Raw genomic sequence first — 23565 nt, forward strand, 5'->3', positions numbered from 1 at the left:
GAGGAGGTGGATTACGCGTGTCCGACGTGACCTTTCCCGCTCGGCTGTCGGTGACCTCGGCACCCGACCTCGACGGGCTGCCCATCCTGGACGCCACCATCACCCCCGCCGGGGAAGCACCGGCGCTCGCGCTGCCCGCCGGCCAGCGCGGCCAGCCCGGTCCGCGCGGCGGCCCCCGCACCGCGTTCCGCAAGATGGGCACCCTCGCGAACGCGGGCGCCCGCCCGACCGGCCTCGGTCCCGACGACCGCGGCAAGTGGTGGCATCGCCTCGACACAGGCGGTATGGACGCATGGACGGGTACCGGCTGGGAGCACTCGCCGGGCGCTGTTGGCGCGCAAGGCCCGACCGCACCGGCGGCCACCGCCGCCGCGACGACCGTGCACTCGGAGAACCTGACCGAGGCCGCCCTGCGCGTCAAGGCCAGCGGTGCCGCGCTGGCCCTGGAGGCGACCGCGCCCGCTGGACTGCAGGGCCCGCCCGGCCCGACCGGCAGCAGCGGAGCCATCAGCGCCGCCACCGATTTCGACAACACCCTCGGCCCCACCCACCGGTCGATGTTCGTCTACGCGCCCGCGGCCCGGAAGTGGAAGGTCGCCCCGGCCCCGAACGGGTTCGGTCAATGGTCCTGGTATCAGGAGGATTTCGCCGCCAACACCAACACCGCGGCCGCCAGCCTGACCGTGGCCTCGTTCGCGCTGCCCGCGCTGCCGTTCACCTGGCGGCCGATGGTGTGGCTGGCCGGGTACATCCAATGCGTCGCCGACACCGCCACCTATCCGGTACTCGTGGGCCGCCTCAACTCCCCGACCGGTGTCACCCTCGCCTACGGCGCGGGCAGCATCCGCGCCGGCCGCGACTGGTACCACGCGACCGCGTTTCCCACCTTCGGCGACGACGGCCCCAAACCGCTCGCCCCGTCGAGCACCTACGCCACCGTCCCCGCAGGCGAGCAAGCCTCGCTGGTCGTGACCGTGGAAAAGGTCGGCGGCAACACCACCAACATCGCCTGGGACCGCACCGAAGCCAGCGCGGTCGTGTGGGCCCTCCCGATCGGAGCATGAGTGTCCACCATCGGCGAATACTTCCGCGATGTCCGCATCACCGGCGTCGACGAAGGCATCGGCAACGCGGGTGTCGTGCAGGCCCTGCAGGCCACCCCCGCCGACAGCTCCCTCGAGCTGCCCACCGGCCCGACCGGCGACGTGGGACCGCAAGGCCCGCAGGCGTACCCGTTCCGCTGGGAGGGCGACATCACCGACCAGGCCGCCTTGTCCGCGCTCGCCGCCGGCCTCGGGCCCGTGCAGGCCGGGAAGGCGTGGCGTGTGGTGTCGACCAACACCCTCGCCTACTGGAACGGCAGCAGCTTCGACACCTTCCCCGACGCGTTCGGCGCGCACGGCCCGACCGGGCAACCGAACACCCTCACTCTCGGCACTGTCACCACGGGCCCGGCCGGATCCGATCTACAGATCACGATTACCGGCACGCCCCCCGCGCAGGTGGTGAATCTGGTTGTGCCGCGCGGCGTCAAGGGCCGCAAGGGTCCGGCCGGGCCGCCGGGACCGATCAGCGCCGCCAGCGACTTCGACGCCACCGTGACCCGCACCGACGGCATGGTCCCGCTGTGGAACGCCGCCAGCGGCAAGTGGACGCCGAGCCCGAATCCGAACTGGCGCGGCCCGTGGACGATCAATGACGCTCAGCGATACGACGGCGGCCCCGGGTTCGTCCCCGACAACACCAACATCACCACGGTGCCGTATCAGATTGCGTCCCTGCCGATCCCGGCTCAGGATGTCGCCTGGCGCCCTTTGGTGACCGGCGGTGCGATGGCCTGCACCACCACCAACAAGACCGCTGAGCGAGTCGTGTTGCAGGCGTTGCTGTCTGGGTCCAACACCATCGTGGCCTACGGCGACGGGCACGGGTGGGCCGTCCTGCGCCATTTGACCCTCGTCCCGCAGATCCGCACCCAAGCCCAAACCCCCGCCAGCACCGCTGGTGTGGTCCCGGCCGGGCAGGACGCCACCATCATCGTGCGCATCGCCGCCAGTTCCGGCGCACCGCCGCTCATCTACGCCCGCGCGTTCGCCCATCTCGCGGTGTGGGCCGTGCCCGTGACAGGAGTCCCTGCATGAGTACCGTTTACGACTCCGACGTGACCGTCACCATGCGGTCGGTGCAGGACCCGATCGGGCTACCGCACACCGTCAACCCCGTCGAGGTCGCCGACCGGCAAGTCCTCGTCGAGCTCCGCGAGGGCGCCCCCGGAATCCACGGCCCCGAAGGTGACCCGTCGTGGCCGTGGACGTGGGAGGGCGACATCGCCAACTTCGCCGCGCTCAAGGCCCTCGGCCTGGGCACCGCCGACGCCCGCAAGGCGTGGCGCGTGGTCGATGAGCAGGCCCTCTACCTGTGGAGCGGAATGGAGTTCATCCGCTTCGCTGGATCGTTCCAGGCCCCCGGCCACCAGGCCGACCCGACCACGCTGACCGGATCGGCGACCGTGGGCGCGACCGGATCCGCTGCAGCCGCGGCGATCACCGGCACCGCCCCCGATCAGCAACTGGCCATCACCTTTCCGCGGGGCGTGACCGGCGACGTCGGCGACGCGGGCGTCCCGGGTCCGATCCGCGACGCCGAAGACGTCGGCGACCTGACGAGTGCACGGTCGGACTCCGTGCTCGCCTGGGACACCGCAAGCAGCGAATGGCAGCCGATCCCCGCGCCGCGGCTCGGCGGGCCGTGGGCGATCGCCGGCAATCAGTTCACCGGCGGCGGATCCAACCTGTCCGCCAGCCCGAAAACACTGGCCACGATGAACATTCCGGCGCAGCCCTACGCGTGGCGGCCGATCGTGCTCGCCGGGAACATCGGCATCCAAAACCACTGCGACCCAGCCGATTCCGGGCGCGTGAACATCGAGATCCGCCTCGGCGCGGTCGACGGCACCCTCATCGGCTACGGCGTCTCGGTCGGCCTGGCCAACAACTCCTTCGTGCAGTTCTACCCGCGCTGGGACTACGCCATCGGCCCCGGAAACACCCTCGGCACCGTCGCCGCGAACACCACCACCGCCATCTACGTCGTCGCCAAACGCGTACTCGGCAACAGCAATTACTCCGTCCAAACCGCCAATGCTCAGCTGCTGATCATGGCCCAACCCCTGTGAGTGAGCCCGTGAGCGACCACGAACCCGAGATCGTCGAGCAGATCGTCACGAAGACCGGCCGCGACCAACAGCAGCGCGCCGACGCCACCACCCCACCCGGCAGCGGCGAGCCTCAGGTCACCGCGGCCATGCGCGCGTTCATCGAGCAGGCGCTCGGCGGCCGCCTCCCAGACCTCGGCAAGATCCCCGAACAGGACCCCCAAGTCCTCGCCCTGGCCGCAGAACTGCAAACCATCCACCTGCCCGAGTGGCGCAACCCGACCGGCCGCGTGCTCGCCGGGCCCGCGACCACCCAGATCCAGGGCGCGGTCCGCATCGCCGAGTACCTCGTCCGCCGCGGCGTCCGGATCCACCCCGAGCACGAGCAGATCCGATGGATGCCCACCCCGGGCGGCCCGCCCGCTGTCTATGACGACGGTCTCCACGTCACCCCCGACGAACACGGGAACTGGCCGGCACCGGACCCCGAAACGTTCTGGGACGTCGCCGATATCGCCATCCGCCAGGACCGCGACGGCCGATGGGTCGCCGCCCACCCGCGCGGCATCGAGTTCACCGCCGACAGCAAAAGCGAAGCGTACGAGGGCGTCTTCACCCGCCTGCGCGCGAAAATCAAGGAGGCACAACAGCAATGAGCGATCCGACATGGCTGCCCGAAGTCCTGCGCGACGCAGGCCTCGAAGTCCACGAGTACCCGGGCTGGCGCGACCGCGGACACGGCGACTTCGGCAACATCTGGGGCGTCGTCTGTCATCACACCGGCTCGTTCGGTGAGAGTCCTCACGGCATCGCCGAACACCCGTCCCTCGGCCTGGCCTCGCAGCTGCACCTGTCGCCCGAGGGCGTCTACACCGTGTGCGGTGCCGGAATCGCCTGGCACGCAGGCGAAGGCGCATACCCCGGCCTGCCGACCAACGCGGCGAACCAGTACACCATCGGCATCGAGGCCGCCAACGACGGCGGCGGCCACCCCGGCCTGCCGCACCGCGCGAGCTGGTCCGACGCCCAGTACGACGCCTACGTCCGAGGCGTCGCCGCGATCCTCGACTACCTCGGCCAGCCCGCCTCCCACGCCATCGGCCACAAGGAATGGGCCGGTGCCGCGCAGGGCAAGTGGGATCCCGGGGCCATCGACATGAACATCTTCCGCGCCGACGTGGCCCGAGCCATGAACGGCGACAACCTGACTGACGAAGGAGACACCGACATGTTGGACGCGATCATCAAGAACTTCCGCGGAAACTCCCTGAAGTTCCGCGACCTGTTCTGGTGGATGGACAAGAACACCAGCCTGACCAAAGACCAGCTCATGGGCCCCGACGAGAAGGGCTGGAAGATCCTCGGTGCGTCCAAGGTCGACCCGAAGCGCGACAACACCCTCGTCGAGGCCATCGCCGAGCTGCGCGCCGACGTCGCCGAGCTCAAGCGCACCGCGCAGGGCGGCAAGTGATGGGACAGCACAGCGCCCCCGAGAACGCGAGCCAGGTCCGCTACCCGTGGCGGACCCTGGCGCGCACCACCTTTCAGCTCATCGTCGGCCTGGCCGCCGCGATGCCACTGATCGTCGCCTCGTCCGGGCTGCCGACCACGGCGGCGGGTATCGGTACCGCGCTGGCGATCTCGGCCGCGATCACCCGAATCATGTCCGTGCCCCAGGTCAACCTGGCGCTCGCGATGTGGGTGCCGTGGCTGGCGGCCGAGCCGCGAGACGATGGCCGGCCTACCGACGCGGGCGGGGCCCCCGCGTTGACCTTCAACATCACCAGCGACCCCGCGAGCATTGCCGCGGCCGTCGAGCGACTGAATCGGCGCAAGCAGATGAGCTGGCGAGGCGGTGACCAGTGACTCCAGAGCTGGTCACCGCGGCGTGCACCGGTGCCGTGGCCATCTTGGGCGCGATCTTCACCTACCTCGACCGCCGTCGCGCTCATCGGGTCGAGGTGCAGGGGCGGCAGATCGCCGATCTCACCAACCGTGTTGTGCACCTGGAGGCTGAGCTGGAGCGATCCAAGAGCCTGTTCCGTGAGGCGGTCAAGTTCATCCGCGTGCTGCTCGCCCACATCGCTGAGCTCAACCTCGCCCACCGCCTCGGCACGACCGCCCCGTCCACGCCCGAGATCCCCGAAACACTGCGAGAGGAGGTCTGACCGTGGCGGAGCTAGCCCCACTGGCATACGGAAAGGTCGTCGGGCGCTTCCTGGCCAACATCGCCGACGGACCCGACATCAATGATCTGCCCGAATTCGTGCCACTGGCGGGCACTCTCACTTTCACCGCGGGCGCGCCCAAAGTGCTTGTCGCAGAGGCCGAGCCGGATCCGGCGACCTATGTCCAGCTCCCGGACTACTACGTTGCCTCGCTCGATGAGTTCGGCTACCTGACCTGGCGTGGCCAGCGCGGAATCCGGCTCGTCGCGCCCAATGGGGACACCAACCCGACCGGGTGGACGTGGAAGGTGTCGTTCAACCTGACCTATGAGGGCAACCGTGTCCCGATGGACTCGTATGCGTTCATGGTCCCGCCCTACACCCCCGGCCCGGACCCCGAGGATCCCGACGTGGACTCGACCGGCCTGGTCGACCTGACCCTCGTCTCACCGGTCCCCGCGTCCAATGGCGAGGCCGTCGTGCGCGGGCTGAGCGTGATCGGCGTGCGCCTCGTCAGCGACGCACTCGTTTTCGAGCTCGACAACGGCCAGGACCTCGACCCGGTCACCGTGCCCGCCCTCACTGCGGCGTCGGCCGCAGCGTCGGCGGCCGCCGCCAGCGCGAGTGGAGCATCGACGGCCGCCAGTGCGGCGCAGGCAGCAGTCGATTCGTTCACCCTTGCCATCGGCGCGGTATCCGAGGGCCCGGCGAGCGCGGCCGTCCACGGCGGCCCGCCCGACTGGACCCTCGACCTCGTGCTCCCGCCCGGCCCGACCGGACCCCCGGCTCCAGACGCGACCACGGGCGCGAAGGGAATCATCCAGCTCGCCGGAGACCTCGCCGGATCCGCGGGCGCGCCCACCGTGCCGGGCCTGGCGGGCAAGGCGGCGCTCGTGCACACGCACGCGACGGCCGATATCAGCGATTCGACGGCGACCGGCCGCGCGGTACTCACCGCGGCGAACGGCACCGCCGCCCGCTCGGCGATCGGTGCCGGCACCTCGAGCCTCGTCATCGGAACTGGCGCGGGCACCGCGTGCGAGGGAAACGACGCCCGGCTGACGAACCCGCGCACACCGGCGACCGGCACCTCGCCGTATGACCTGTCGATCGTCGTGTGCGGCAAGGACACCGCCCGCGCGGTCGGCACAGGCGATTTCACATTCGGCGTCAAGCTCCAGAGGGCGGTCACATTCACCTCGTGGACTATCCGCGCCGGGGGAGCTGACAACTCGGGCAACCTCGTGGCCGAGCTCCGCAAGAACGGGGCCGCGGTCACGGGAAGCGCCATCACGGTGGCCGCGGCGAATCAAGTGGCCGGCGGAACCGCCACGGGCGCATTCGCCTACGCGGCGGGCGACATTCTCACCGTCGGTATCACCGGTGTCGGCACCACGCCCGGCAAGGGCTTGATCGCCGACCTGCTCGGCACTGCGTGAGGGGCGGCAGACATGTCAATCATCGTGGTGGGCGCCGGTTTAGCGTCGCGGCCGGCGTCGCAGCGGATGAACAAGTCCGGCGCCTACGGTCCGACCAGCTCGTCACCGACCTTGCTGCCGGTGTGGACACCTGACCCCGCGTTCTCCGGCACCAACCTCGTGGGCGATCAGCTCGTTGTTGATCGTGCGGGCATCATCGACATCACCGCGCGGATGGTGGTCACAGCCAATTCACTCGGCGGAACAGTGACCGGCTACATCTACAAGAACAATTCCTCGATGATCAAGTCGGCGTCATCGAACACGGTGTCCACGATCAACCTCGACATCACGGGAATAGTCGTCGCACAAGGCGATCTGCTCGACATGCGCGTCTCCAACAACTTCGGCACCGTCGCCATCGGCGATGTCGGGACCTACCTGCAGTTCATCGCAGCCTAGATCGCCAGCTGGATCGGTCACGATCTGTGACCGCGTGGCATGGCCGCAGCAAATCGCCCTCAGTCGACGCGGCTGGGGGCGATTTCGTGTTTGAGAAGCCTGCGCGCTCTGGCACAGAAGGTCACAAATCTGGCAGCGGCTGGCCTTTGCGCACTCTGAGCAACCTGGTTACGTCAGCGTTCCTGGTGTCTTCCAGGCAGAGGATCGAAGGGAACAGCACCGCAGATGTCAGACCCGTACGGTAAGCCAGGGCAGCAGGATTCGAGCCATGCGCGGCCGGATCGCACCACGACTCAGCAACCCGCGCCGGCCTATCAGCCGCGGCCCGTATACGGCCAACAGTCTGGATACGCACCGCCGCAAGGGCATGCACCCCAGCCCGGATACCCACCGCAGCCCGCGCCCGGGTATCAGCAGACCAGACCAGGATTCCCGCAGCAGGGTGGCTACCCGCAGCAGCAGGGCTACCCGCCCCAGCCCGGGATGCCGCCGATCGTGATCAACAACGTCGCGAACGCCTCGGCTGCGGCGTTCGCTGGCGGCTACGGGCACGGCCGCCGCAAGACCCAATCCTTCTGGGTCCACTTCTGGCTGTTCTGGTTCACCATGGGGATCGGGAACATCCTCTACGCCATGTACGTGATGGACTGGAACAAGAAGCACGGGTACTGAAGACGGCACCGCCGCGATACAGAACAAGCGGCCGCCCCCGTCGCTACCGGGGGCGGCCGCTTTGCGTTCATACCTGGCGCAAGCCCCGGGCCCTGTCATCCGGCAGGAACTCCCGAGGCTTACTTCCGGACCTCACCGCGATGGATCCAGCTACGCGAATCAACTTACACCGGCCCGAGGGCCTTCCTGTGGGGCAATGCGGGAGTTGTCAGATGTGCCCGTACCGCTCCAGGTACCGGCGCGCGGCAAGCACTCTCGGGCAAGGCGGCGTGCACGTGGCGTGAATCTTCATGATCCCCTCGGCGCGCTTCTGGTCCAGCTCATCGATTCGCCAACGGTCGCACCAGTCGTCGACCCACTGGTTGGTCTTGGCTGCGTGGATGTTCGGCATGTCCTCACCTCCGTGGAAGACAAACAGCGCCAATGATTATCGCGATGAGTGCAGCGATGAGCAGGCCAATTGGCATTGTCACCAGTCCTCGCCCCCGATGAATCCCAGCGCCTCCAGCTCCGCCAGGTCGGTTGCGAGCTGTTCCGCCTGGATCGCGAATAGATCGGCCTGGTCGAATCCGGGTATCGGCTGCGTCATGACACGGCCCTCCGATTCACACCCCCGGCAGTAGGACCACCCAGTCCGGCAGGGGTGTGAGGTCCCCGGACCGGATGGTCCTTGGACGGTCCCACCCGGGGCGCATGGGTTTGTCCCACCACGGGACATGCCCCGGCCAACACACGTAACCTGTGGTTTGTCAGCGCGCATCGGAGGGAGCAGCACATGACCGGCGAAGACCAGTTCATCGGGCAGCGGGTCAAGGAGATCCGGAAGCGGCGCGGCATCACGCAACAAGTGCTGGCCGACCGGACCGGACTCTCACGCGGTGCGATCGCCAAGTACGAATCCGGTGAGCGCCCAGTGGATTCCCGGCGCACCCTGCTGGCCCTGGCCGAGGCGCTGGGTGTGACCCTGGGAGATCTAACCGGGCACGAACACGACAAGCTGGACCCGTCCACCGCCGGATTCCACACAGCCGTGCCGGATCTGGAGACGGTCCTGTGGGCTCAGGGCAACGTCACCGACACCCGGCCGCCGCGCACCCTTGACCAGTTGGCGGCGGACGCGCGCCGCGCTACCAAGCTGCGCCACGACTGTGATTACGCCACGCTCGGGCCGATGCTCGGGCCGATGCTGACCGACGCCTACCGCCACGTCCGCGATGCCGACGACGCCGAGCGGGCCTGGGACGTGCTGGGCACGGTGGCCTACGGCGTCGCGTCGGCGCTGCGGGCACGCGGCTATCACGCCCTCGCCTGGACGGCAGCGCAGGAGGTCCAGCGGGCGGCAGAGCACGCGGGGTCGGCGGCCCCCATCGCCGCCGCGGCGTTCATACGGGGTCAGATCCTGTTGTCCCGCCCCGGCGCGCTACCGGCCGCGCTCGCCACCACGACCGGGACGGCCGAGCGGATCGCCGCCGAGGTGCGCACGGTCGGCGAGATCGAGACGTACGGGATGCTGCACTTACAGGGTTCGATCGTGGCGGCCACGATGGGCGGCGACCCGGAACCGCACCTGGCCGAGGCGGCGGAGCAGGCGGGCCGATTGAGCAGCGCCACGGTCGCGACCTCCACGGCGCGCAATGAATCCTTCGGCCCGGCGAATGTGGCGCTGTGGCGTATGTCGGCGGCGATGGAGCGCCGGGAGCCGGGCGAAGTGCTCGCGCTCGCGCCGACACTGCGGCCAGTCGACTTGCCCAACGAAGGGCGCAAGGCCCAGTACTTCGTGGAGATCGGCCGGGCACATGCCATGCGCAAGGACTACCGCGACTCGCTGTATGCCTTGCTGCGGGCCGAACACGCTGCGCCCCAGCACGTGCGCACCATGCCGCCCGTCCGTGAGCTGGTCGGCCACATGATGCGGACCGCGAAACGGGAACTCACGACCGGTGACCTCGGCAAACTCGCGCAGCGTATAGGCGTCGTGCCCGTCTAACGTCCGCCAGCCAGCGGCAGCACCGGAAATATTACAATTGGTGCACTGTCGACCCTCTGCCCCGGCATCGTGCACACCAATATCGTTGCCACCACCCGCTTCTCGGGTGTCTCCGCCGAGGAGGAGGCCGCCAAGCAGCAGCGCTACGACAAGCTCTACGCCGCCCGCCGCTACGGCCCGGAGAAGGTCGCCGCGCAGATCGTCAAGGCCGTCGAGCAGGGCCGCGACGTCGTCCCGGTCACCCCCGAGGCCTGGCTCCAGTACCGCTTCAACCGCTTCGCCCCGGCCGTCGCCCGCTTCTTCGCGGCGCGGGTGAAGCTGACGTAGCGAGTACCCACGACGACGGGGGCTCACACCGAGGATGGGTCCCCCCAGAAGATGGGACTGTCGTGCGGATTCTCCCCGAGTAACTTTCGGCTTTGACGGTCTGTCAGAGCGGCCGTGAGCAGGGGAGGCCTCCGACCATGATTTTCGGAATCATCTGTGGCGTCATCTTTGTCGCCCTGATCGTCGCGGCGAGCGTCAACATCCGGAAGGCTTCCGTTCGTCCCACCGGAAGTCGCCGCACGAGTTGGGGACATGGCTCGGTCGGGAGCGCGGGGAGCGGCACCTCGACCGGTGGCGGCGGCGGATGGGCCGATGGGGGCGGTGGCCACGGCCATGGGTGCGGTGGCGGGCACAGTGGTTGCGGTGGTGGCAGTGGCTGTGGTGGCGGAGGTTGCGGCGGCGGGGGAGGAGGTTGCGGCGGCGGGGGAGGAGGCGGAGGTTGCGGCGGCGGCGGTGGCTAGCCCGCTCCCAGCGCCGCTTCGATGGAGTGGACCCGCTCCGATGGGATGCCCCACGGATGGTCCACTCCCACAACGGTATCCAGGTCCCACAGCACGCATTGCTCGCCCGGTAGCGCCACGAACGACCAGGCGACCACCGTGCGCCCCAACTGCTCCGCCATCGGGTCGCCCGAACCGGTGCCCTCGCCGTCGGGGAAGTGATGCAGAAACCGGCCATACGCGCTGTCGCACAACCGCGCGTACCGCTTCGTGCACAGGATGAGCCCGTGCCAAGCCTCGTCCACCGCATGCGAGGGCATGCCGATCACCCGATCGTCACGCATCGCCGCTCCGCAGCAGCGCAACCATTGCCGCAGCCCGGTTTCCACCAGCTCGCGCGGCTGCCACGGACAGGTCTTGAACACCGCCTCCGGAAGTTCCAGCGCATCCACGGCGCGATTGACCTGCTCGAGCCGAGGCGGCCGGGAACGGTGCAGCAGCATGGTTTCACGCTACGTCGATATCGGCGCGGTTCGCGAGCGATATTCGCCGTCCCTGCCGCACGGCTCACTGCATGTCGACCGCGGTCTCCTCAGCGTGTCCCTTGTCGCCGCGGGTAGAGCGGAGGCTGGTGAAGGTGACCGTCGCGAGCACCGCCACGATCACCAGTAGCGAGGCGGCCGTGGGGATCTGGGGGACACCGCTCCAGATGCCGTGCGCCCAGTGCAGGACCAGCTTCACGCCGATGAAGGCGAGGATGGCGGCCAGGCCGTAGGCCAGGTGCACCAGGCGGGAGAGCGCGGCGTGCAGGACGAAATACAGTGCGCGCAAACCGAGTAGCGCGAAGGCGTTGGTGGCGAACACCAGGAACGGGTCGCCGGTGACGCCGTACACCGCGGGCACCGAGTCGACGGCGAAGACGATATCGGTGGCCATGACGGCGCCGACCACCAGCGCCAGCGGGGTGAGGGCCCGGCGGAACCTGCCCGGCTGGGCCAGGTCGGCCTCGCGAACGACCATCTTGGTGCCGCGGTAGTCGTCGGTGACCGGCCAGATGCGGCGCAGCAGGCGCACCGACTTCATGGTGGTGACATCGAGTTCCTGCTCGTGCCCGCCGGCCGCGTCGGCCAGCAACTTCACCGCGGTCACCAGCAGGATCATGCCGAACAGCAGGAACGCCCAGTCCAGGGTGGCCAGGGCGGCCGCACCGAGCGCGATGAAGATGCCGCGCAGCACCAGCGCGCCCGCGATGCCGTACAGCAGCACCCGCTGCGCCAGCGCCGCCGGGACCGCGAAGGCGGACAGCAGCAGCATGAAGATGAACAGGTTGTCCACCGACAGCGACTTCTCCAGCAGGTAGCCGGTGAAGAATTCCACGGCCGGGGTACCGCCGTTGTTGAACCACAGGAACACGCCGAAGGCGATGGGCAGGGTGATGTAGAAGACGGTCCAGGCGATGGCCTCGCGCATGGACACCTCATGCGGGCGGCGGGTGAGCGCGAAGTCGACGATCAGCAGCGCCAGCACCGCGGCGATCGTCCCGCCCCACAGCCAGGGCGTCCCGACGCTGTTGATGGTGGTGGAACTCGCGAGAACGGACAGGGTAGGACTCATGGGACCTCCTCGGGCAGGGTAAACCAGCCGAGGTCTCCTTCACCTGCGTCGTCGAATGCCACAAACGCAGGCAACCATCCGGGGGACGCGTCGGCGCGGCCCGTACTGACCGGAGTGATTCTTGGGAAGTACTCCCCTCAGGTCAGGAAGGATAGTCGACCCTTACCCGCGAGGTCCACCCGGCGCTGGTGTCAGCGCGGTGTGAGCACCACCACGGCGATCGGACGCGAGGTCATCGTCTGGTACTGGGTGTAGCGGCCCTGGTTCACCTTGTCGACGAGCTGGAAGCGGCGCGCGTACTCCGGATCGTCCGGATAGGTGGCCTGTGCGGTGACCGGAATCCGCTTGGTGCCGATCTGAATGTCACAGTCCGCCTTGGCCTTCACATTGGCCAGCCAGCCCGGCGGCCTGGGCGAGCCGCCATTGGACGCGGTGACCAGGTAGTCCTTGCCGTCCTGCGCGTAGGTGAGCGCATTGGTGCGCTCCTGGCCGGTCTTGCGGCCGACCGTGCGCAGCAGCAGCGTCGGGTTCCCGAACAGCAGCTTGTGCCCGACCCGGCCGTTGCTGTTCTCGTAAATCCACTGATGTGCCTTCAGCACGTTCGCGAACAGACTCGCCATCGTGATCCTCCCTGCGGTCGTGGACTGCCCCAGACTAACGCTTCACGATCCGGTCACGATCTTGTGGATACGTTTCTCGGGCCGGTTCGCCCCGGATTACGAAAACTGCACGACGACAAAAGGATTCATCGCATGACCACCGCTCTCGCCACGCCGATCAAGCCCCGCAACCCGGTGCTGGTGTGGCTGGTCTGGCCCCTCATCACCCTCGGCATCTACTTCTTCGTCTGGTACTACAAGATCCACAAGGAGATGGCCGAACTCCGCCGCGACCCCGAGGCCCCGGTCGCGGGCCCCCTCCTGGTCATGCTCTTCCTCTCCTGGACCGGCATCGCTGCCATCATCAGCTTCTGGCGCACCGGCACCCGAATCCGCCAATCCCAGGAAGCCGCCGGCCTCGAAGGCACCTGCAACCCCATCCTCGGCTTCGTCCTGAACCTGATCCTCGGCCTCGGCATCCTCTACTACCAGCTCGAACTCAACAAGATCGCCGACCGCTACGCCGCATAGCGAGTCCAACTGGGCATCGACCCTCCCGAGGCGGTAGCATCTCGCGGAGCCCGCAGTGATCTCAAGCGGTCGGGGGCGGTAGCTCAGTCGGTTAGAGCCGTGGACTCATAATCCATTGGTCGCGGGTTCGAGCCCCGCCCGCCCCACAAACCCGCTTTCACCTGCGGATACTCCGCCTGGTTCTGCCGAGCCGTTCCAGTACAAAGCACCTCCAGCCTTGTATTCTGCGCGTAGAATCGGCTCGCATGGGGGCGCTAGAACTGGACAATCTCCGGGAATTGAAGGACGACTTCGCCACGGAACTGCGGCGAAGGAACCGCAGCAAGAACACGATCGATGGCTATCTGGTCCGGATCGACTACTTCATCGAGTTCCTCGACGAGAACGACCTTCCGACCCTCGCGCCGGAGGTCACTCGCGACCATATCGGCGCCTTCATCGAGTCGCTGCTGACCCGACCGAACAAGCGCACCGGCAAGCCACTTTCCGCGGAGTACGCCCGCAGCCACTACCGCGCCCTCCAGCAGTTCTTCAAGTACCTTGCCGCCGAGGAGATCATCGACGTCGACCCGTTCGCCAAGATGACACTGCCGGATGCGCCAGAACAACTTGTTCCGGTTCCAGCCGATGACGCACTGCGTGCCCTGCTAGCCGAGTGCGCCGGCACCGACTTCAACGACCTGCGCGATACCGCCATCATCCGGTTGTTCGCCGACACAGGCTGTCGGGCAGGCGAAGTCGCAGGCCTCAACATCGATGATCTCGACTTCGCCGAAAACACCGCACTCGTCGTCGGCAAGGGCCGGCGGCCGCGGGTAGTCCCGTTCGGCGACAAGACACGAACAGCCCTCCGCAAGTACCTACGAGCCCGCGCCAAACATCCGAAGGCAAAGACCAACGAAGCCGCCGTCTGGCTAGGAAACCTCGGGCGTATGACCGATCACGGCATCCGGCAGATGCTCGAACGCCGAGCCGCCGCAGCCGGGATCGACCACGTCCACCCACACCTGTTTCGCCACTGGTTCGCCCACACATGGCTTGCCAACGGAGGCCAAGAGCAGGACCTGATGATGCTCGCGGGGTGGCGTTCCCGCCAGATGCTCGATCGCTACGGTAAATCGGTTGCGGATGAGCGTGCCAAAGCTGCTCACCGCCGTGCCCGACTTGGGGACAAGCTCTAGGAGTGGGCGGGCCGGGGGACAGGGGCTAATTCTCCAGGAGGTAATCGACTACGGCAGCGGCGCACTCGTCGACGCCGGACTCAAGTACTTCGGACCGGTACGCTTCCCAGTCGGCGAGTTTGGGACGGTCACGTTCGGCGCCGCGGCGAACCATACGCTGGCGGATTGACTCCGAGTGGCTGGATACCCAGATGGTACGAATCGGGGGAGTCGGCGCAGCGACCTTGGCTCGAATGAGATCTGCAAGTGACTGACTGTCGAGAGCAGCGGAGCGGACGTGACCGATGAAGGGAGCGTCGACAATGACAGGCAGGCGGGCGCCGACGTTCAGCGAGCAGCTGACGAGCGCCTTGTAGATGTTGGGGCCAACTACAGTCGCGTAGGATGCGCTGTCTCTGTCGTACGGATCTCCAGTGAGTTCGGCCATAATAGCTTCTTCAAGATCCGGAGCGAACGCATCCTTGTCCAGGAGTATCGCCTCTGTCAGCTTTGAAAGATACTGGGCCACAGTGGATTTACCAGACGCGGGAAACCCGCAAATGACAGTGACGCCGACAGTTGTTTCAGCGGCAATCTTCTGAAGAGTGCGTACGACGTTCGGTGGAAGAGTCTGGGGCGGTAGTTGATCTACAGTGCTCCGCGCCGGCCGCATCATGGCTCCTAGTGTCGTCTGTGCTCTCGGCCCAGTCTCTCAAACTCTCTACGGCGTGCGGGCGGCGAGGCTCTGGGCGACCAGGTCAAGGAACTCGTCGGCTATGAGGGGTGCAGCGGCCAGCGTGTGGGCCGACATTAGATTGTGAGGGGAACCGTCAGAATCGGTTACGACAGCACCACTTTCCTTTGCAATGACGACGCCCGCGGCCATATCCCAGGGCTTGTTCGTCAGCAGGACACAGGCATCCGTCCGGCCTTCCGCGACCCATGCGAGATCGAGAGCTGCGGATCCGAGCATTCGTATGCGCTCGACCCGGCTTGCAAGCATCGTCGTAAGGGCAAGCCTGGCATGATTTTTGCGCTGAGCGTCGAGGCCGACGGCATAATCGCCAATCGAGATCATGGAGGCCGCGAGAGAGTTCGAACTACTCGCAGTGATGCGTTGATCGTTCGCGAACGCCCCATGGCCTACCGCAGCATAGTATTCCAGGTTCAAGAACGGTGCACCGATTACGCCGAGAACGGCGTCATTGTGGAGAACAAGGCCGAGAGATACTGCGCATAGCGGTACTTCATGTATGAAATTCGATGTGCCATCGATGGGATCCAAAATCCATCTGTACTCGGTGTTGTCGAGTTCCGCTGAGTTGCTTGCGTTCTCTTCGCCTAGGAAGCCAATCTCCGGGGTAGCGTCGGCCAATAGGTCTCGGATTGCCTCCTGGATACGCACGTCGAGATCGGTGACGAAATCTCTGTCACCTTTGGCGTGTACGGATCCAGGGCGCGACGTCGAGAGGATCTTGCACCCTTCGGCTACTGCCGCACGGGCGATACCCAGCAGCTCGTGGTAGTCCGTCACCCAGCTACTCGTTCCTGGCTTGATGTCCACATGATCTCAAAGATACTCGTGAACGTGGTGAAGATGCCGGATCGATCGGACTTGCGCGCAACGAACGTCGGAGACTCAACACCCCGCGCCTTCGGTAGGTAGGGCTGCATCACGCAGATCTGTGAATCTATGATCGTGATATTGAATCGAATGGGCTCATCGTAGACGTGAATTTCCAACCCGCCTACGCTGTCGCGAGCTACTAGATTTCGAATCCTATCAAGCGTTCTGATATTGAGATCTGTCAAGCTGGACAACAGTCCCGGAGGATGTCCCTCCTCTATTTCGCGGTTGCGGATGTGTTCTCCTGTCGGGTCTAGGAAGAGGCATCGTATCCGTGTCCCGCCGTCGAGTAGGCGAACGATATCGGTGTCCGAATACTGCTGGCACAGTATGTTAAGCGACAGGCCTGCGATGTCGATCTGACGCGCGTCCTTGAATAGTTCTTGTGGCGGAAGAGCTTTCAGGAATTCAATCCGGGTTGGAAAGACCGATTCGATATCGGCGACTTCGTGTGTACAAGCTTTATTCAGGGTGGATGCCGACTGTTGCGGCTTGCGGGACAAGTCGTCGATTGAACCGGAAAACTCTTCAAATAGTTCCGCAATAGACCAATCAGGGAACATCTTCTGAAGTATCCGGCAATGATCAGGATAGGGAAGGCTAGCAAGATCGCCGGAAAGCCAGCGGTAGAACTGCGCCTTCTTAGGTCCGTGCCCGACCAGGTCGGGGTCCAACTTGCTTGCGATCCGGTCGTACTCGCGGCTGAACGAGGTAACGGTCTGTAGGTGTCGCTGCTGGAGGAGCGCCTTCAATACGGTCCCCATGTCGCCCCGCTTCACGTCGAAAAACCGTAGTTTGCAACAACTTTAGCACGCAGAAGAGACATAGAAGATACCTTCCGGGACATCCGCGCTGAAGAAGAGCCTGTCCAGGCGGCGAGAGGAGACATGTCGGCGAAACACCCTGAGGTGCATGGCATTTCCGCCAGTTTCCGCCAAAGGAGTGACGCCGATGACAACCTCCGACCGCTTCAACTTCGACCCACCGAAAGCGCAGAACTTGATCAGCCTTAAGACGGCTGGCGCGCTGGTCGACGTTGATCCGAAGACGATCATGAATTGGATCAAAGACGGTGATTTGCAAGGTTTCCGAGTGAAGGACAGGTTCTGGCGGGTCGACCGTGAAGAGGTACTCGCCCTTGCCAAGCCGGTCGTTCTGCCCCCAGCTGGGGGTGCGGCATGAACGCCCCAAACGACCGAGTTCTTCAGGCTCGGATCGCTGCTCATGCGTCGTGGGCGCGGACTGTAGATAGGGCTGCGCGAACCGCGAAGGCTCGCGCCGCGATGGCGAGCACATTCGAGCGCCAGGTCGATCCGGACGGTGTTTTGACCCCGGAAGAACGCGCCGTGCGAGCCGAGCACGCGCGAAAGGCCCATTTCACCAGGTTGGCCCTGAAATCTGCGCAAGCCCGCCGCCGCAAGTGCCGAAACGAGCACAACGGCGGTGAGGCGTGATGACCCGGTTCAACGTCTTCCTGTTCGCTCTGGTCGTCCTGGGTGTCGCGCTGCTGAGTGCGCCGCAATTCGTGGCGAGTGTGCTGATCGGTGCGGGCGTGATCGTGTTCGGGTTGCGCTGGTTCGTGCGGTCGTCGCGGCGGGGGTGGCGGCGATGAATCCTCTGGATTTCGCCCGCGACCAGTCCGGGATGTCGGCGCTGTTGGGTCGCGAGTATGACCCCGCTGGCTTGATCGATCCGGATGCGTACGTGGCGTCGTTGCGGTGGCGGCTGGTGTTCGCCGGGGTCGCTGTGGTGTTCGGCGCCGGCGTGGTGGTCGGGGTGATGCTCGGTGAGGGCAGCACGCGGGAGGTTTCGCCGAATGTGTGCCGCGCGGACGAGGTTTCGCGCATCGACTGTGTGCGCGCTTCCACGATCGCGCCGGCTCCGCCGGGGGTGTCGCGATGAACTGGACTGCGTTGTTCGGGCCGAAAGCGGTGCTGGAGGCCGAGAACGAACGTCTGCGCCGGACCCTTGCTGAGCGGAATGCCCGCGTCGCCGAGCTGTCGACCGCGCTGGACGACGCTTTGGACCGGGAGCAGCTGCACTCGTTGTCGGCCCCGCACGAGCGGTTGACACCGGCGGCGGTGATGGACCGTGTCGGCCAGGGCCGCGCCCAGCACCCCACATCCGTCGACCGTGAGGCCCGTGCTGTCACACCGCAGGTGAGCGTGCGGCCGTGGATGCGGGAGCTGGATTCCACTGCCGCACAGGTATCCGTGGCGCTGGATCGGAGGCGGTCACGATGAGCATCGAGACCACGACCGAGCAGCAGCCGCTGACCGAGGAGGCCGCGCGCGAGCTCACCGACAACATCCGTGCCCGGGTTGCGCAGGTCTGGGAGCTGGTACGGCACGCCTACACCGGCCGTGTGTGGACGGTGCTCGGCTACGACAGCTGGGACGCCTACTGTGCCGCCGAGTTCGATGGCGCGCAGTTGCGTATCCCGCGGGAGGACCGCGCCGAGGTCGTGGCTTCCCTGCGCGACATCGGCATGAGCACCCGCGCCATCGCCGCCGCGACCGGTTTGAGCCAGCCGACGGTGTCTCGAGAGCTGTCGTCGAGTGATTCAAATGAATCACCTGACTCGGTGGTCGGTTTGGACGGCCGGACCTATCAGCCGAAACCCATTGAACGCGAGTCGATTACCGATGGCGACACCGGCATGGGCCACGCCGAGAACGACGAGCCGGCGGTGGCGCAGCGTCGGCGGCGTCCGATCACCGATTCGTTCGACACCGCCCGCGGGGAGCTGCTGACCAAGACGAACACGCTGGTCCGGCTGATCGGTGATGACCGTTTCGATCGGCACGCCGGGCAGCTCTCGCACCGGTTCCTGGCTGATCTGCTGCGTGCTCGCGATGCCCTGAACCAGGTGATCGACCGGCTCTCCGATTTCTCTGTCCGTCCCGAGGAGGGATAACCCATGCATCTGGTCGACCCCGATCACACTCCCGTGACCAGCCAGGTCATGGATGTCGACAGCGCTCTGGCGCGGCGTTGGCTCGAACGTAACCCGAATAACCGGCCGATCCGGCAGGCGCGGGTGCAGCAGTACTACGACGATATGGTCTCGGGCCGTTGGCGTTTCAACGGTGAAGCGATCAAGTTCGGTCCCGACGGGGAACTCCTGGATGGGCAGCACCGCCTGCAGGCCGTCGCCCGTACCACCGGCATGCGGTTCCCGATGCTGATCGTGCGCGGCCTGTCCCCGGACACCCAGGTCACCATGGACCAGGGCGCCAAACGCACCCCCAGTGACCAGCTTTCCATCACCGGGATCACCAGTCACAACACCTCGATGGTCGCCGCCGCGTTGCGCGTCTACATGGTGTGGATGGAGGGCAACCTCTTCGGTGACATCGTGCGCGGCGCCGGTGTGTCCACCACGCGGGTGGTCGAATTCGCTACCGCCTACCCGGAACTGGTGACCATCGCTGACCGGTTCACCGTGGTCGCCAAACGTTTGAAGGCCCGTCCGGCGGTGGCGTGTGCGGTCGCGATGCGGCTGTCGGAGATCGATGCGGCCGCGGCGGCGGAGTTCGTGCGGCTGTGGGACAGCGGTGCCGGCTTGGCGGCCGATTCCCCGATCCTGGCGCTGCGCGATCGCCTCGATTCCATCCGCGTCAACCGGCTGCGTGTCAGCGACCGCGACCAGATCGGGCTGATCGTCACCGCATGGAACCTGTGGCGGCGCGGGCGCGCGGTCACCAAGCTGCAGCGCCCCAAGGGTGGATTCACCTCCGAGAACTTCCCGGAGCCGAGATGACGACGCAGCGAAGGGAATCGGCAGAACTCGCCGCTCTGCGCGCCGAACGCGACCGTCTCGACACGGTGACCGCCGTTCTGTCCGACATCGTCAACGCCGCCTGCGACACGGCGCAGCGGAAGGGCTACCGGGACTGTGCCGCCGAGGATGCCAAACGCGACCACTGGCAGGCGGTTAATAAGCCCGTCCTGGCCGAGTTGCTCGCCGCCGGGGACGCGTATCACGAGGCGCGGTGGGGCAGTGAGTCGGTCATCGAGTCTCGTGCCGCGGTCGAACGGGTCTACGCGAGCGACCCGGAGATGCGTGCGTTGATCGTGAAGGCCCGTACGGATCTGGCGGTGCGCCGCCAATCTGCTGAGCCGGTTGAGCGTGATCGGAGGCGGTCGCGGTGAGTTGCGGTTGCGGGACCGGTGAGGCTCAGGGCCGTGGGTTGTGCGCGAGGCACTATGCCGCGTTCCGCAGCCGCGAGATCGCTTACGGGCGTTGGAATCCGAGGGTTGCGGCTGATGCGGTGCGGGCGCATGTGGAGGCGATGCGCGCGGCTGGTGTGCGACCGAACCAGTTGGCGAAGCTGGCCGGGATCAGCCAGCCTGCCCTGACTCAGATCCTGGCCGCCGGCCCGGACAAGCAGGTCGCGGCCTGGCTGGAACAGGCCGTGCTGGCGGTCGAGGTGCCCGAGCGTCCTTCTGAGGTGACCACGGATACCGCGCTGGTGCCGATCCTGGGGGCGCGGCGCCGGTTCCAAGCCTTGGTGGCCTCGGGGTATCCGGCGGCACAGCTGGCGCGTGAGCTGGGTGTCGGGGAGCGGAGCCGCACCATCCGGTCGTTGATGGGCAACCGTGCCGACAAGGACGGTCGCGTCACCCATGACATCGCCGCCGGTCGGGAGCGGGCGGTCAAGGAATTGTTCGACCGTTTGCAGCTGGTGCCTGGCCCGTCGGCTCAGGCGCGCGCGTTGGGCAAACGGCGCGGGTGGCCGCTGCCGATGGAGTGGGACGAAACCGCGATCGACGACCCTGCTGGCCGCCCCGAAAAGGCGCGCTGGACACCGGCATCCGCGCGGGAGGAACGCCGCGAACACGTCGACGAGCTGGTCCGCCAAGGGCTGACCAACGACGAAATCGCCGACCGACTCGGAATCAACACCCGCCTGGTCGAACGAGACCGAGCCCACCACCGCACCACACGACACGTCGACACCACAGGTGCGGACGAGGCCGAATCGACTGCCCGGAAACCGTATTCGCGCAGCGAGGTCGAAGCGATGAGCGCACTCGCCACCCAGGCGCGCGTCGATATCGCGGCCCGCCGTCAGCGCGGACGCGGCAGGGGATTGGAGCGAACCCGATGAACCACAACGAGAACAACACCCGGTATGCGGGGTTGGAGCGCCGCTACCGGCCCCAGATCATCGGCGGTCTGCGTGATGCCGGGCTGACCTATACCCAGATCCGCACTCTGCTCGGGGTCAGCCTGCGTCAGGTCGAAACCGTCCTCGGTGAAGGACAAGCGTTGCGGGCGAGTGGTTTCCGGGCCAAGGAGATCGCCGCCGAGCTCGGTGTGCCCGCGGGATCGCTGGGGCGAGTCCTACCGGGGGCGCGGCGCGCGACGATCACCGAACGCCAGTCCGAAGTGCTGCGCGCGGTGACGGACATGCGAGGCATGCAGGTCGACGTGCTCGCCCAGTACCTCAACGTCCTGGAATCCAGCGCGTACGCGATCGTGCGGGAGCTGATCGCCAAAGGCCTGTTGTGCGAGCTGGAGAAAGTGCAACGCGGGCGCGCATGGGTATTCGCGCCACCGCGGGTTGAAGCCCGCTACCTGGGGTGGCGGCCGACGGCATGGTCCCCACCGCTGATGTACGCCGAGCACTACCGCGCGGTCGCCCAGGCACGGATCATGCTGGTCGGCAACGACCCACGCGCGTTCATCTCCGAACGCGCCCTGCGTCGCGAAGCCACCACCGCCGCCCGTATCGCGGCTGAGAAGCGGCGCGGCACAGCGGTGTTGGAGTTCTCCACCGGCATCGATCCGCTGCCGGGGCGCCCGCATCTACATGACGGCCGGTTCCTGGGTGTGGTGGGCGGCAACTACGGCTGGTGGGCGCTGGAGGTCGAGCTCAGCGTCAAGGACAAGACGCACATGGACACCGCGCTGCAGGGCGCGATCCGCGCCGCCCGTGACGCCCACCCCTACACCATGGTCGGGCTGCTCTATCTGTGCCGGACCGCTGCGGTCCTCAACAACGTCGAGGCCGCCGCTGGGCGGCTTCCGGCCGAACTCGCCTCGCTGCCATTGGATCTGCAGATCCAGGACTTCGACAAGCAGTGGAAGGCATTCCTGGCCGCCCGCCGATCCGTGCGCGAGGCAAAACGCCAGCGCCACACCATCTTCGAAATCTCCAAGGAAGCATCATGAGCCCCACCGACTGCACCCCACTGATCACCCCCACCGACTGCGACCCCCTCGCCACCACAACGGGCCCGGCAGACGCGCCAGCGACGACCATTCCGCCGATCACCGCCGAGGCCCCGCCCGGAACACCGAGGGTCGTGCGGGATGTGACCGACCCGCTCACCCACTGGTCCGGCCACGACCTGTCCCACGCCGGCGAGACCGCGGAGACCGCGCTGGTGTGCGGGGCGGTGCTGGCCGCGATGCTCATACTGATCGTGGCCGTCGCTGCCACCAAACCCGTTGAACCGCACCGACTACGGAACTTCGCCGCCGCCGCATGGGCGCTGCCGTTGACGTCGGTGCTGGCGGGAGGGTCGTGGTCGACACCTTTGAGCCTGTTGTGGGGCGGCGCCGAACACCTCGCCCACGGGCAGCTGGGCGGGCTGTCGATGATGCTGGTCCTCGGACTGCCGTCCACGATGGTGGTGGCGTCGCTGTGGTGGGCACATTTCCTGATCAAGACCGAGACCGTCGGGTTGAAGTCGCTGCGCAGCACCACACGCGTCCGGGACTCACTGACGGCTCGCCGGCAGCAGGCCGCGGCCCGCGCGGCGAAAAGCGGTGCGCCGCTGCACCGCGGGCACGACATCGTGCTCGGCACCCTCGCCGACACCACCAGCCACAAGGCTCCGGGGGTATGGCGGGCGCTGTCCAAGCGTCACGAACCGTGGCTGGCCATCGCGCATGTCGATGCCCGCAAGCAGCAGGCCATGTTCGGCACGACCGGCAGCGGCAAGACCGTGGCGATGGAACGCTACGCCGCCGCCCTGTTCGACTACGAGTGGAGGGCCTGGCAGAAGTGGACCGGAGTGCCGGGGATGGCGGGCAAGCATGCGCGTCCGCTGCTGGTGATGATCTCGTGCAAGGGCGGCGAGGACGACCGCGAACTCGGGTTGAGCCTGCGCGAATCGATGCTCGCCCAAGGCGTCGATCCGCAGCGCATCGCCCTGGTGATCCCCGAGATGGACACCCTCGACATCTGGGAACACACTCCCGCGCGGGATCTGCGGGCCATGATCGGTGCCTTGCTGGGCGCGTCGGCCGAGGCGACCACGGCAGAGGGTCAGCATTTCGAGAGCATGCAAACCCGTATCGCGTCGCTGGTGGTGGATGCGCCGGTCGGTAAGCCGCGCAATCACATCGAGCTGTTGGAGCGGTTGCAGGAGACCAAGCTCAAGGAGATCTG

At 66.7% G+C, this 23565-nt stretch carries 30 protein-coding genes, 1 tRNA gene and 1 pseudogene; 25 read left to right on the plus strand and 7 right to left on the minus strand.

Features of this window, described 5'->3' with window-relative positions; genetic code table 11:
• The first annotated feature begins 17 nt into the window (after positions 1-17).
• From ACWEKS_RS40090 to ACWEKS_RS40135, 10 genes are all read left to right on the plus strand, one after another.
• Positions 18-1064, plus strand: coding sequence for a hypothetical protein (locus tag ACWEKS_RS40090; protein ID WP_452344941.1), 1047 nt, complete (start codon positions 18-20; stop codon positions 1062-1064).
• Positions 1065-2141: a hypothetical protein gene (locus ACWEKS_RS40095; protein WP_452344942.1), complete on the plus strand. Its 1077-nt coding sequence runs from the start codon at positions 1065-1067 to the stop codon at positions 2139-2141.
• Positions 2138-3175, plus strand: a complete 1038-nt coding sequence (locus tag ACWEKS_RS40100) for a hypothetical protein (protein WP_452344943.1) — start codon at positions 2138-2140, stop codon at positions 3173-3175. The genes ACWEKS_RS40095 and ACWEKS_RS40100 overlap by 4 nt, the downstream gene beginning before the upstream one ends.
• A gap of 8 nt (positions 3176-3183) precedes the next feature.
• On the plus strand, positions 3184-3810 hold the full coding sequence (locus ACWEKS_RS40105) for a hypothetical protein (protein ID WP_452344944.1): 627 nt from the start codon (positions 3184-3186) through the stop codon (positions 3808-3810).
• Complete coding sequence (locus ACWEKS_RS40110; RefSeq protein WP_452344945.1) at positions 3807-4625, plus strand: peptidoglycan recognition protein family protein; 819 nt, start codon at positions 3807-3809, stop codon at positions 4623-4625. Before ACWEKS_RS40105 ends, ACWEKS_RS40110 begins: the two co-directional genes overlap by 4 nt.
• Positions 4625-5020, plus strand: a complete 396-nt coding sequence (locus ACWEKS_RS40115) for a hypothetical protein (RefSeq protein WP_452344946.1) — start codon at positions 4625-4627, stop codon at positions 5018-5020. Before ACWEKS_RS40110 ends, ACWEKS_RS40115 begins: the two co-directional genes overlap by 1 nt.
• Positions 5017-5322 (plus strand): hypothetical protein, encoded by a 306-nt coding sequence (locus ACWEKS_RS40120; protein WP_452344947.1) that lies wholly within the window; start codon positions 5017-5019, stop codon positions 5320-5322. Before ACWEKS_RS40115 ends, ACWEKS_RS40120 begins: the two co-directional genes overlap by 4 nt.
• A gap of 2 nt (positions 5323-5324) precedes the next feature.
• Positions 5325-6761: a hypothetical protein gene (locus ACWEKS_RS40125; RefSeq protein WP_452344948.1), complete on the plus strand. Its 1437-nt coding sequence runs from the start codon at positions 5325-5327 to the stop codon at positions 6759-6761.
• A 12-nt stretch (positions 6762-6773) separates the two neighbouring features.
• Positions 6774-7202 carry a hypothetical protein gene (locus ACWEKS_RS40130; RefSeq protein ID WP_452344949.1) on the plus strand — a complete coding sequence of 143 codons (429 nt, stop codon included), beginning with the start codon at positions 6774-6776 and terminating at the stop codon, positions 7200-7202.
• A gap of 225 nt (positions 7203-7427) precedes the next feature.
• On the plus strand, positions 7428-7874 hold the full coding sequence (locus ACWEKS_RS40135; protein ID WP_452344950.1) for a hypothetical protein: 447 nt from the start codon (positions 7428-7430) through the stop codon (positions 7872-7874).
• A gap of 208 nt (positions 7875-8082) precedes the next feature.
• Here the strand turns inward: ACWEKS_RS40135 and ACWEKS_RS40140 are convergent, their stop codons facing one another.
• The gene (locus ACWEKS_RS40140; protein WP_452344951.1) at positions 8083-8265 is read right to left on the minus strand and encodes a hypothetical protein; all 183 of its coding nucleotides are present in this window, start codon (positions 8263-8265) and stop codon (positions 8083-8085) included.
• Positions 8266-8649: 384 nt separating this feature from the next.
• On the opposite strand from ACWEKS_RS40140, the gene ACWEKS_RS40145 reads away from it, so the two are divergent.
• Together ACWEKS_RS40145 and ACWEKS_RS40150 are read left to right on the plus strand one after the other, a co-directional pair.
• A complete protein-coding gene (locus tag ACWEKS_RS40145; RefSeq protein ID WP_452344952.1) occupies positions 8650-9861 on the plus strand; it encodes a helix-turn-helix domain-containing protein in 1212 nt (403 codons plus the stop codon).
• A 45-nt stretch (positions 9862-9906) separates the two neighbouring features.
• Positions 9907-10188 (plus strand): annotated as a pseudogene (locus ACWEKS_RS40150) (SDR family oxidoreductase); the annotation flags it as partial.
• Positions 10189-10645: 457 nt separating this feature from the next.
• Here ACWEKS_RS40150 and ACWEKS_RS40155 read toward each other — a convergent pair.
• The 3 genes from ACWEKS_RS40155 to ACWEKS_RS40165 form a co-directional block, all read right to left on the minus strand.
• Entirely contained in the window at positions 10646-11131 is a 486-nt protein-coding gene (locus ACWEKS_RS40155) for a hypothetical protein (RefSeq protein ID WP_452344953.1), read from the minus strand.
• A gap of 64 nt (positions 11132-11195) precedes the next feature.
• Positions 11196-12242 (minus strand): TerC/Alx family metal homeostasis membrane protein, encoded by a 1047-nt coding sequence (locus tag ACWEKS_RS40160; protein ID WP_452344954.1) that lies wholly within the window; start codon positions 12240-12242, stop codon positions 11196-11198.
• A 191-nt stretch (positions 12243-12433) separates the two neighbouring features.
• Positions 12434-12862 (minus strand): nitroreductase family deazaflavin-dependent oxidoreductase, encoded by a 429-nt coding sequence (locus tag ACWEKS_RS40165; protein WP_452344955.1) that lies wholly within the window; start codon positions 12860-12862, stop codon positions 12434-12436.
• 132 nt (positions 12863-12994) lie between these two features.
• Between ACWEKS_RS40165 and ACWEKS_RS40170 the strand changes: the two genes are divergently transcribed.
• The 3 genes from ACWEKS_RS40170 to ACWEKS_RS40180 all read left to right on the plus strand — a co-directional run bounded on the left by ACWEKS_RS40170 (position 12995) and on the right by ACWEKS_RS40180 (position 14553).
• On the plus strand, positions 12995-13372 hold the full coding sequence (locus ACWEKS_RS40170) for a DUF4234 domain-containing protein (protein ID WP_452344956.1): 378 nt from the start codon (positions 12995-12997) through the stop codon (positions 13370-13372).
• 72 nt (positions 13373-13444) lie between these two features.
• A tRNA-Ile gene (locus ACWEKS_RS40175) sits at positions 13445-13518 on the plus strand.
• 99 nt (positions 13519-13617) lie between these two features.
• Positions 13618-14553, plus strand: a complete 936-nt coding sequence (locus ACWEKS_RS40180; RefSeq protein WP_452344957.1) for a tyrosine-type recombinase/integrase — start codon at positions 13618-13620, stop codon at positions 14551-14553.
• A gap of 25 nt (positions 14554-14578) precedes the next feature.
• Here ACWEKS_RS40180 and ACWEKS_RS40185 read toward each other — a convergent pair whose 3' ends face one another.
• From ACWEKS_RS40185 to ACWEKS_RS40195, 3 genes are read right to left on the minus strand one after another with little or no spacing between them, the layout of a single operon-like run.
• Positions 14579-15208: an AAA family ATPase gene (locus tag ACWEKS_RS40185; RefSeq protein ID WP_452344958.1), complete on the minus strand. Its 630-nt coding sequence runs from the start codon at positions 15206-15208 to the stop codon at positions 14579-14581.
• 45 nt (positions 15209-15253) lie between these two features.
• On the minus strand, positions 15254-16066 hold the full coding sequence (locus tag ACWEKS_RS40190; protein WP_452344959.1) for an inositol monophosphatase family protein: 813 nt from the start codon (positions 16064-16066) through the stop codon (positions 15254-15256).
• Complete coding sequence (locus ACWEKS_RS40195) at positions 16063-16938, minus strand: DUF5919 domain-containing protein (protein ID WP_452344960.1); 876 nt, start codon at positions 16936-16938, stop codon at positions 16063-16065. The genes ACWEKS_RS40190 and ACWEKS_RS40195 overlap by 4 nt, the downstream gene beginning before the upstream one ends.
• 172 nt (positions 16939-17110) lie before the next feature.
• Here ACWEKS_RS40195 and ACWEKS_RS40200 point away from each other — a divergent pair, with 172 nt between their 5' ends.
• The 10 genes from ACWEKS_RS40200 to ACWEKS_RS40245 form a co-directional block, all read left to right on the plus strand.
• Positions 17111-17341, plus strand: coding sequence for a helix-turn-helix domain-containing protein (locus tag ACWEKS_RS40200; RefSeq protein ID WP_452344961.1), 231 nt, complete (start codon positions 17111-17113; stop codon positions 17339-17341).
• Positions 17342-17612: 271 nt separating this feature from the next.
• Complete coding sequence (locus ACWEKS_RS40205; RefSeq protein ID WP_452344962.1) at positions 17613-17771, plus strand: hypothetical protein; 159 nt, start codon at positions 17613-17615, stop codon at positions 17769-17771.
• Entirely contained in the window at positions 17768-18061 is a 294-nt protein-coding gene (locus ACWEKS_RS40210; protein ID WP_452344963.1) for a hypothetical protein, read from the plus strand. Before ACWEKS_RS40205 ends, ACWEKS_RS40210 begins: the two co-directional genes overlap by 4 nt.
• Positions 18058-18402, plus strand: a complete 345-nt coding sequence (locus ACWEKS_RS40215; RefSeq protein ID WP_452344964.1) for a hypothetical protein — start codon at positions 18058-18060, stop codon at positions 18400-18402. Before ACWEKS_RS40210 ends, ACWEKS_RS40215 begins: the two co-directional genes overlap by 4 nt.
• Positions 18399-19076, plus strand: coding sequence for a hypothetical protein (locus tag ACWEKS_RS40220; RefSeq protein WP_452344965.1), 678 nt, complete (start codon positions 18399-18401; stop codon positions 19074-19076). The genes ACWEKS_RS40215 and ACWEKS_RS40220 overlap by 4 nt, the downstream gene beginning before the upstream one ends.
• A gap of 3 nt (positions 19077-19079) precedes the next feature.
• A complete protein-coding gene (locus tag ACWEKS_RS40225) occupies positions 19080-19922 on the plus strand; it encodes a hypothetical protein (protein ID WP_452344966.1) in 843 nt (280 codons plus the stop codon).
• A complete protein-coding gene (locus ACWEKS_RS40230) occupies positions 19919-20314 on the plus strand; it encodes a hypothetical protein (protein ID WP_452344967.1) in 396 nt (131 codons plus the stop codon). The genes ACWEKS_RS40225 and ACWEKS_RS40230 overlap by 4 nt, the downstream gene beginning before the upstream one ends.
• Positions 20315-20454: 140 nt before the next feature.
• Positions 20455-21273: a hypothetical protein gene (locus ACWEKS_RS40235; protein ID WP_452344968.1), complete on the plus strand. Its 819-nt coding sequence runs from the start codon at positions 20455-20457 to the stop codon at positions 21271-21273.
• The gene (locus ACWEKS_RS40240) at positions 21270-22340 is read left to right on the plus strand and encodes a hypothetical protein (RefSeq protein WP_452344969.1); all 1071 of its coding nucleotides are present in this window, start codon (positions 21270-21272) and stop codon (positions 22338-22340) included. Before ACWEKS_RS40235 ends, ACWEKS_RS40240 begins: the two co-directional genes overlap by 4 nt.
• A partial coding sequence (locus ACWEKS_RS40245) for a hypothetical protein (RefSeq protein WP_452344970.1) occupies positions 22337-23565 on the plus strand: 1229 nt, incomplete at its 3' end. The genes ACWEKS_RS40240 and ACWEKS_RS40245, both read left to right, overlap by 4 nt.

This window comes from Nocardia sp. NPDC004711 (assembly GCF_053601595.1).

Bases quoted from the DNA above. Each gene is read 5' to 3' on its own strand.
- ACWEKS_RS40205 (WP_452344962.1), top strand. From the start codon at position 17,613: ATGACCCGGTTCAACGTCTTCCTGTTCGCTCTGGTCGTCCTGGGTGTC.
- ACWEKS_RS40135 (WP_452344950.1), top strand. From the start codon at position 7,428: ATGTCAGACCCGTACGGTAAGCCAGGGCAGCAGGATTCGAGCCATGCG.
- ACWEKS_RS40165 (WP_452344955.1), bottom strand. From the start codon at position 12,862: ATGGCGAGTCTGTTCGCGAACGTGCTGAAGGCACATCAGTGGATTTAC.
- ACWEKS_RS40225 (WP_452344966.1), top strand. From the start codon at position 19,080: ATGCATCTGGTCGACCCCGATCACACTCCCGTGACCAGCCAGGTCATG.
- ACWEKS_RS40145 (WP_452344952.1), top strand. From the start codon at position 8,650: ATGACCGGCGAAGACCAGTTCATCGGGCAGCGGGTCAAGGAGATCCGG.
- ACWEKS_RS40155 (WP_452344953.1), bottom strand. From the start codon at position 11,131: ATGCTGCTGCACCGTTCCCGGCCGCCTCGGCTCGAGCAGGTCAATCGC.
- ACWEKS_RS40210 (WP_452344963.1), top strand. From the start codon at position 17,768: ATGAATCCTCTGGATTTCGCCCGCGACCAGTCCGGGATGTCGGCGCTG.
- ACWEKS_RS40140 (WP_452344951.1), bottom strand. From the start codon at position 8,265: ATGCCGAACATCCACGCAGCCAAGACCAACCAGTGGGTCGACGACTGG.
- ACWEKS_RS40180 (WP_452344957.1), top strand. From the start codon at position 13,618: ATGGGGGCGCTAGAACTGGACAATCTCCGGGAATTGAAGGACGACTTC.
- ACWEKS_RS40215 (WP_452344964.1), top strand. From the start codon at position 18,058: ATGAACTGGACTGCGTTGTTCGGGCCGAAAGCGGTGCTGGAGGCCGAG.
- ACWEKS_RS40100 (WP_452344943.1), top strand. From the start codon at position 2,138: ATGAGTACCGTTTACGACTCCGACGTGACCGTCACCATGCGGTCGGTG.
- ACWEKS_RS40220 (WP_452344965.1), top strand. From the start codon at position 18,399: ATGAGCATCGAGACCACGACCGAGCAGCAGCCGCTGACCGAGGAGGCC.
- ACWEKS_RS40115 (WP_452344946.1), top strand. From the start codon at position 4,625: ATGGGACAGCACAGCGCCCCCGAGAACGCGAGCCAGGTCCGCTACCCG.
- ACWEKS_RS40240 (WP_452344969.1), top strand. From the start codon at position 21,270: ATGAACCACAACGAGAACAACACCCGGTATGCGGGGTTGGAGCGCCGC.
- ACWEKS_RS40170 (WP_452344956.1), top strand. From the start codon at position 12,995: ATGACCACCGCTCTCGCCACGCCGATCAAGCCCCGCAACCCGGTGCTG.
- ACWEKS_RS40130 (WP_452344949.1), top strand. From the start codon at position 6,774: ATGTCAATCATCGTGGTGGGCGCCGGTTTAGCGTCGCGGCCGGCGTCG.
- ACWEKS_RS40110 (WP_452344945.1), top strand. From the start codon at position 3,807: ATGAGCGATCCGACATGGCTGCCCGAAGTCCTGCGCGACGCAGGCCTC.
- ACWEKS_RS40230 (WP_452344967.1), top strand. From the start codon at position 19,919: ATGACGACGCAGCGAAGGGAATCGGCAGAACTCGCCGCTCTGCGCGCC.
- ACWEKS_RS40200 (WP_452344961.1), top strand. From the start codon at position 17,111: ATGACAACCTCCGACCGCTTCAACTTCGACCCACCGAAAGCGCAGAAC.
- ACWEKS_RS40235 (WP_452344968.1), top strand. From the start codon at position 20,455: ATGCGCGCGGCTGGTGTGCGACCGAACCAGTTGGCGAAGCTGGCCGGG.
- ACWEKS_RS40185 (WP_452344958.1), bottom strand. From the start codon at position 15,208: ATGATGCGGCCGGCGCGGAGCACTGTAGATCAACTACCGCCCCAGACT.
- ACWEKS_RS40160 (WP_452344954.1), bottom strand. From the start codon at position 12,242: ATGAGTCCTACCCTGTCCGTTCTCGCGAGTTCCACCACCATCAACAGC.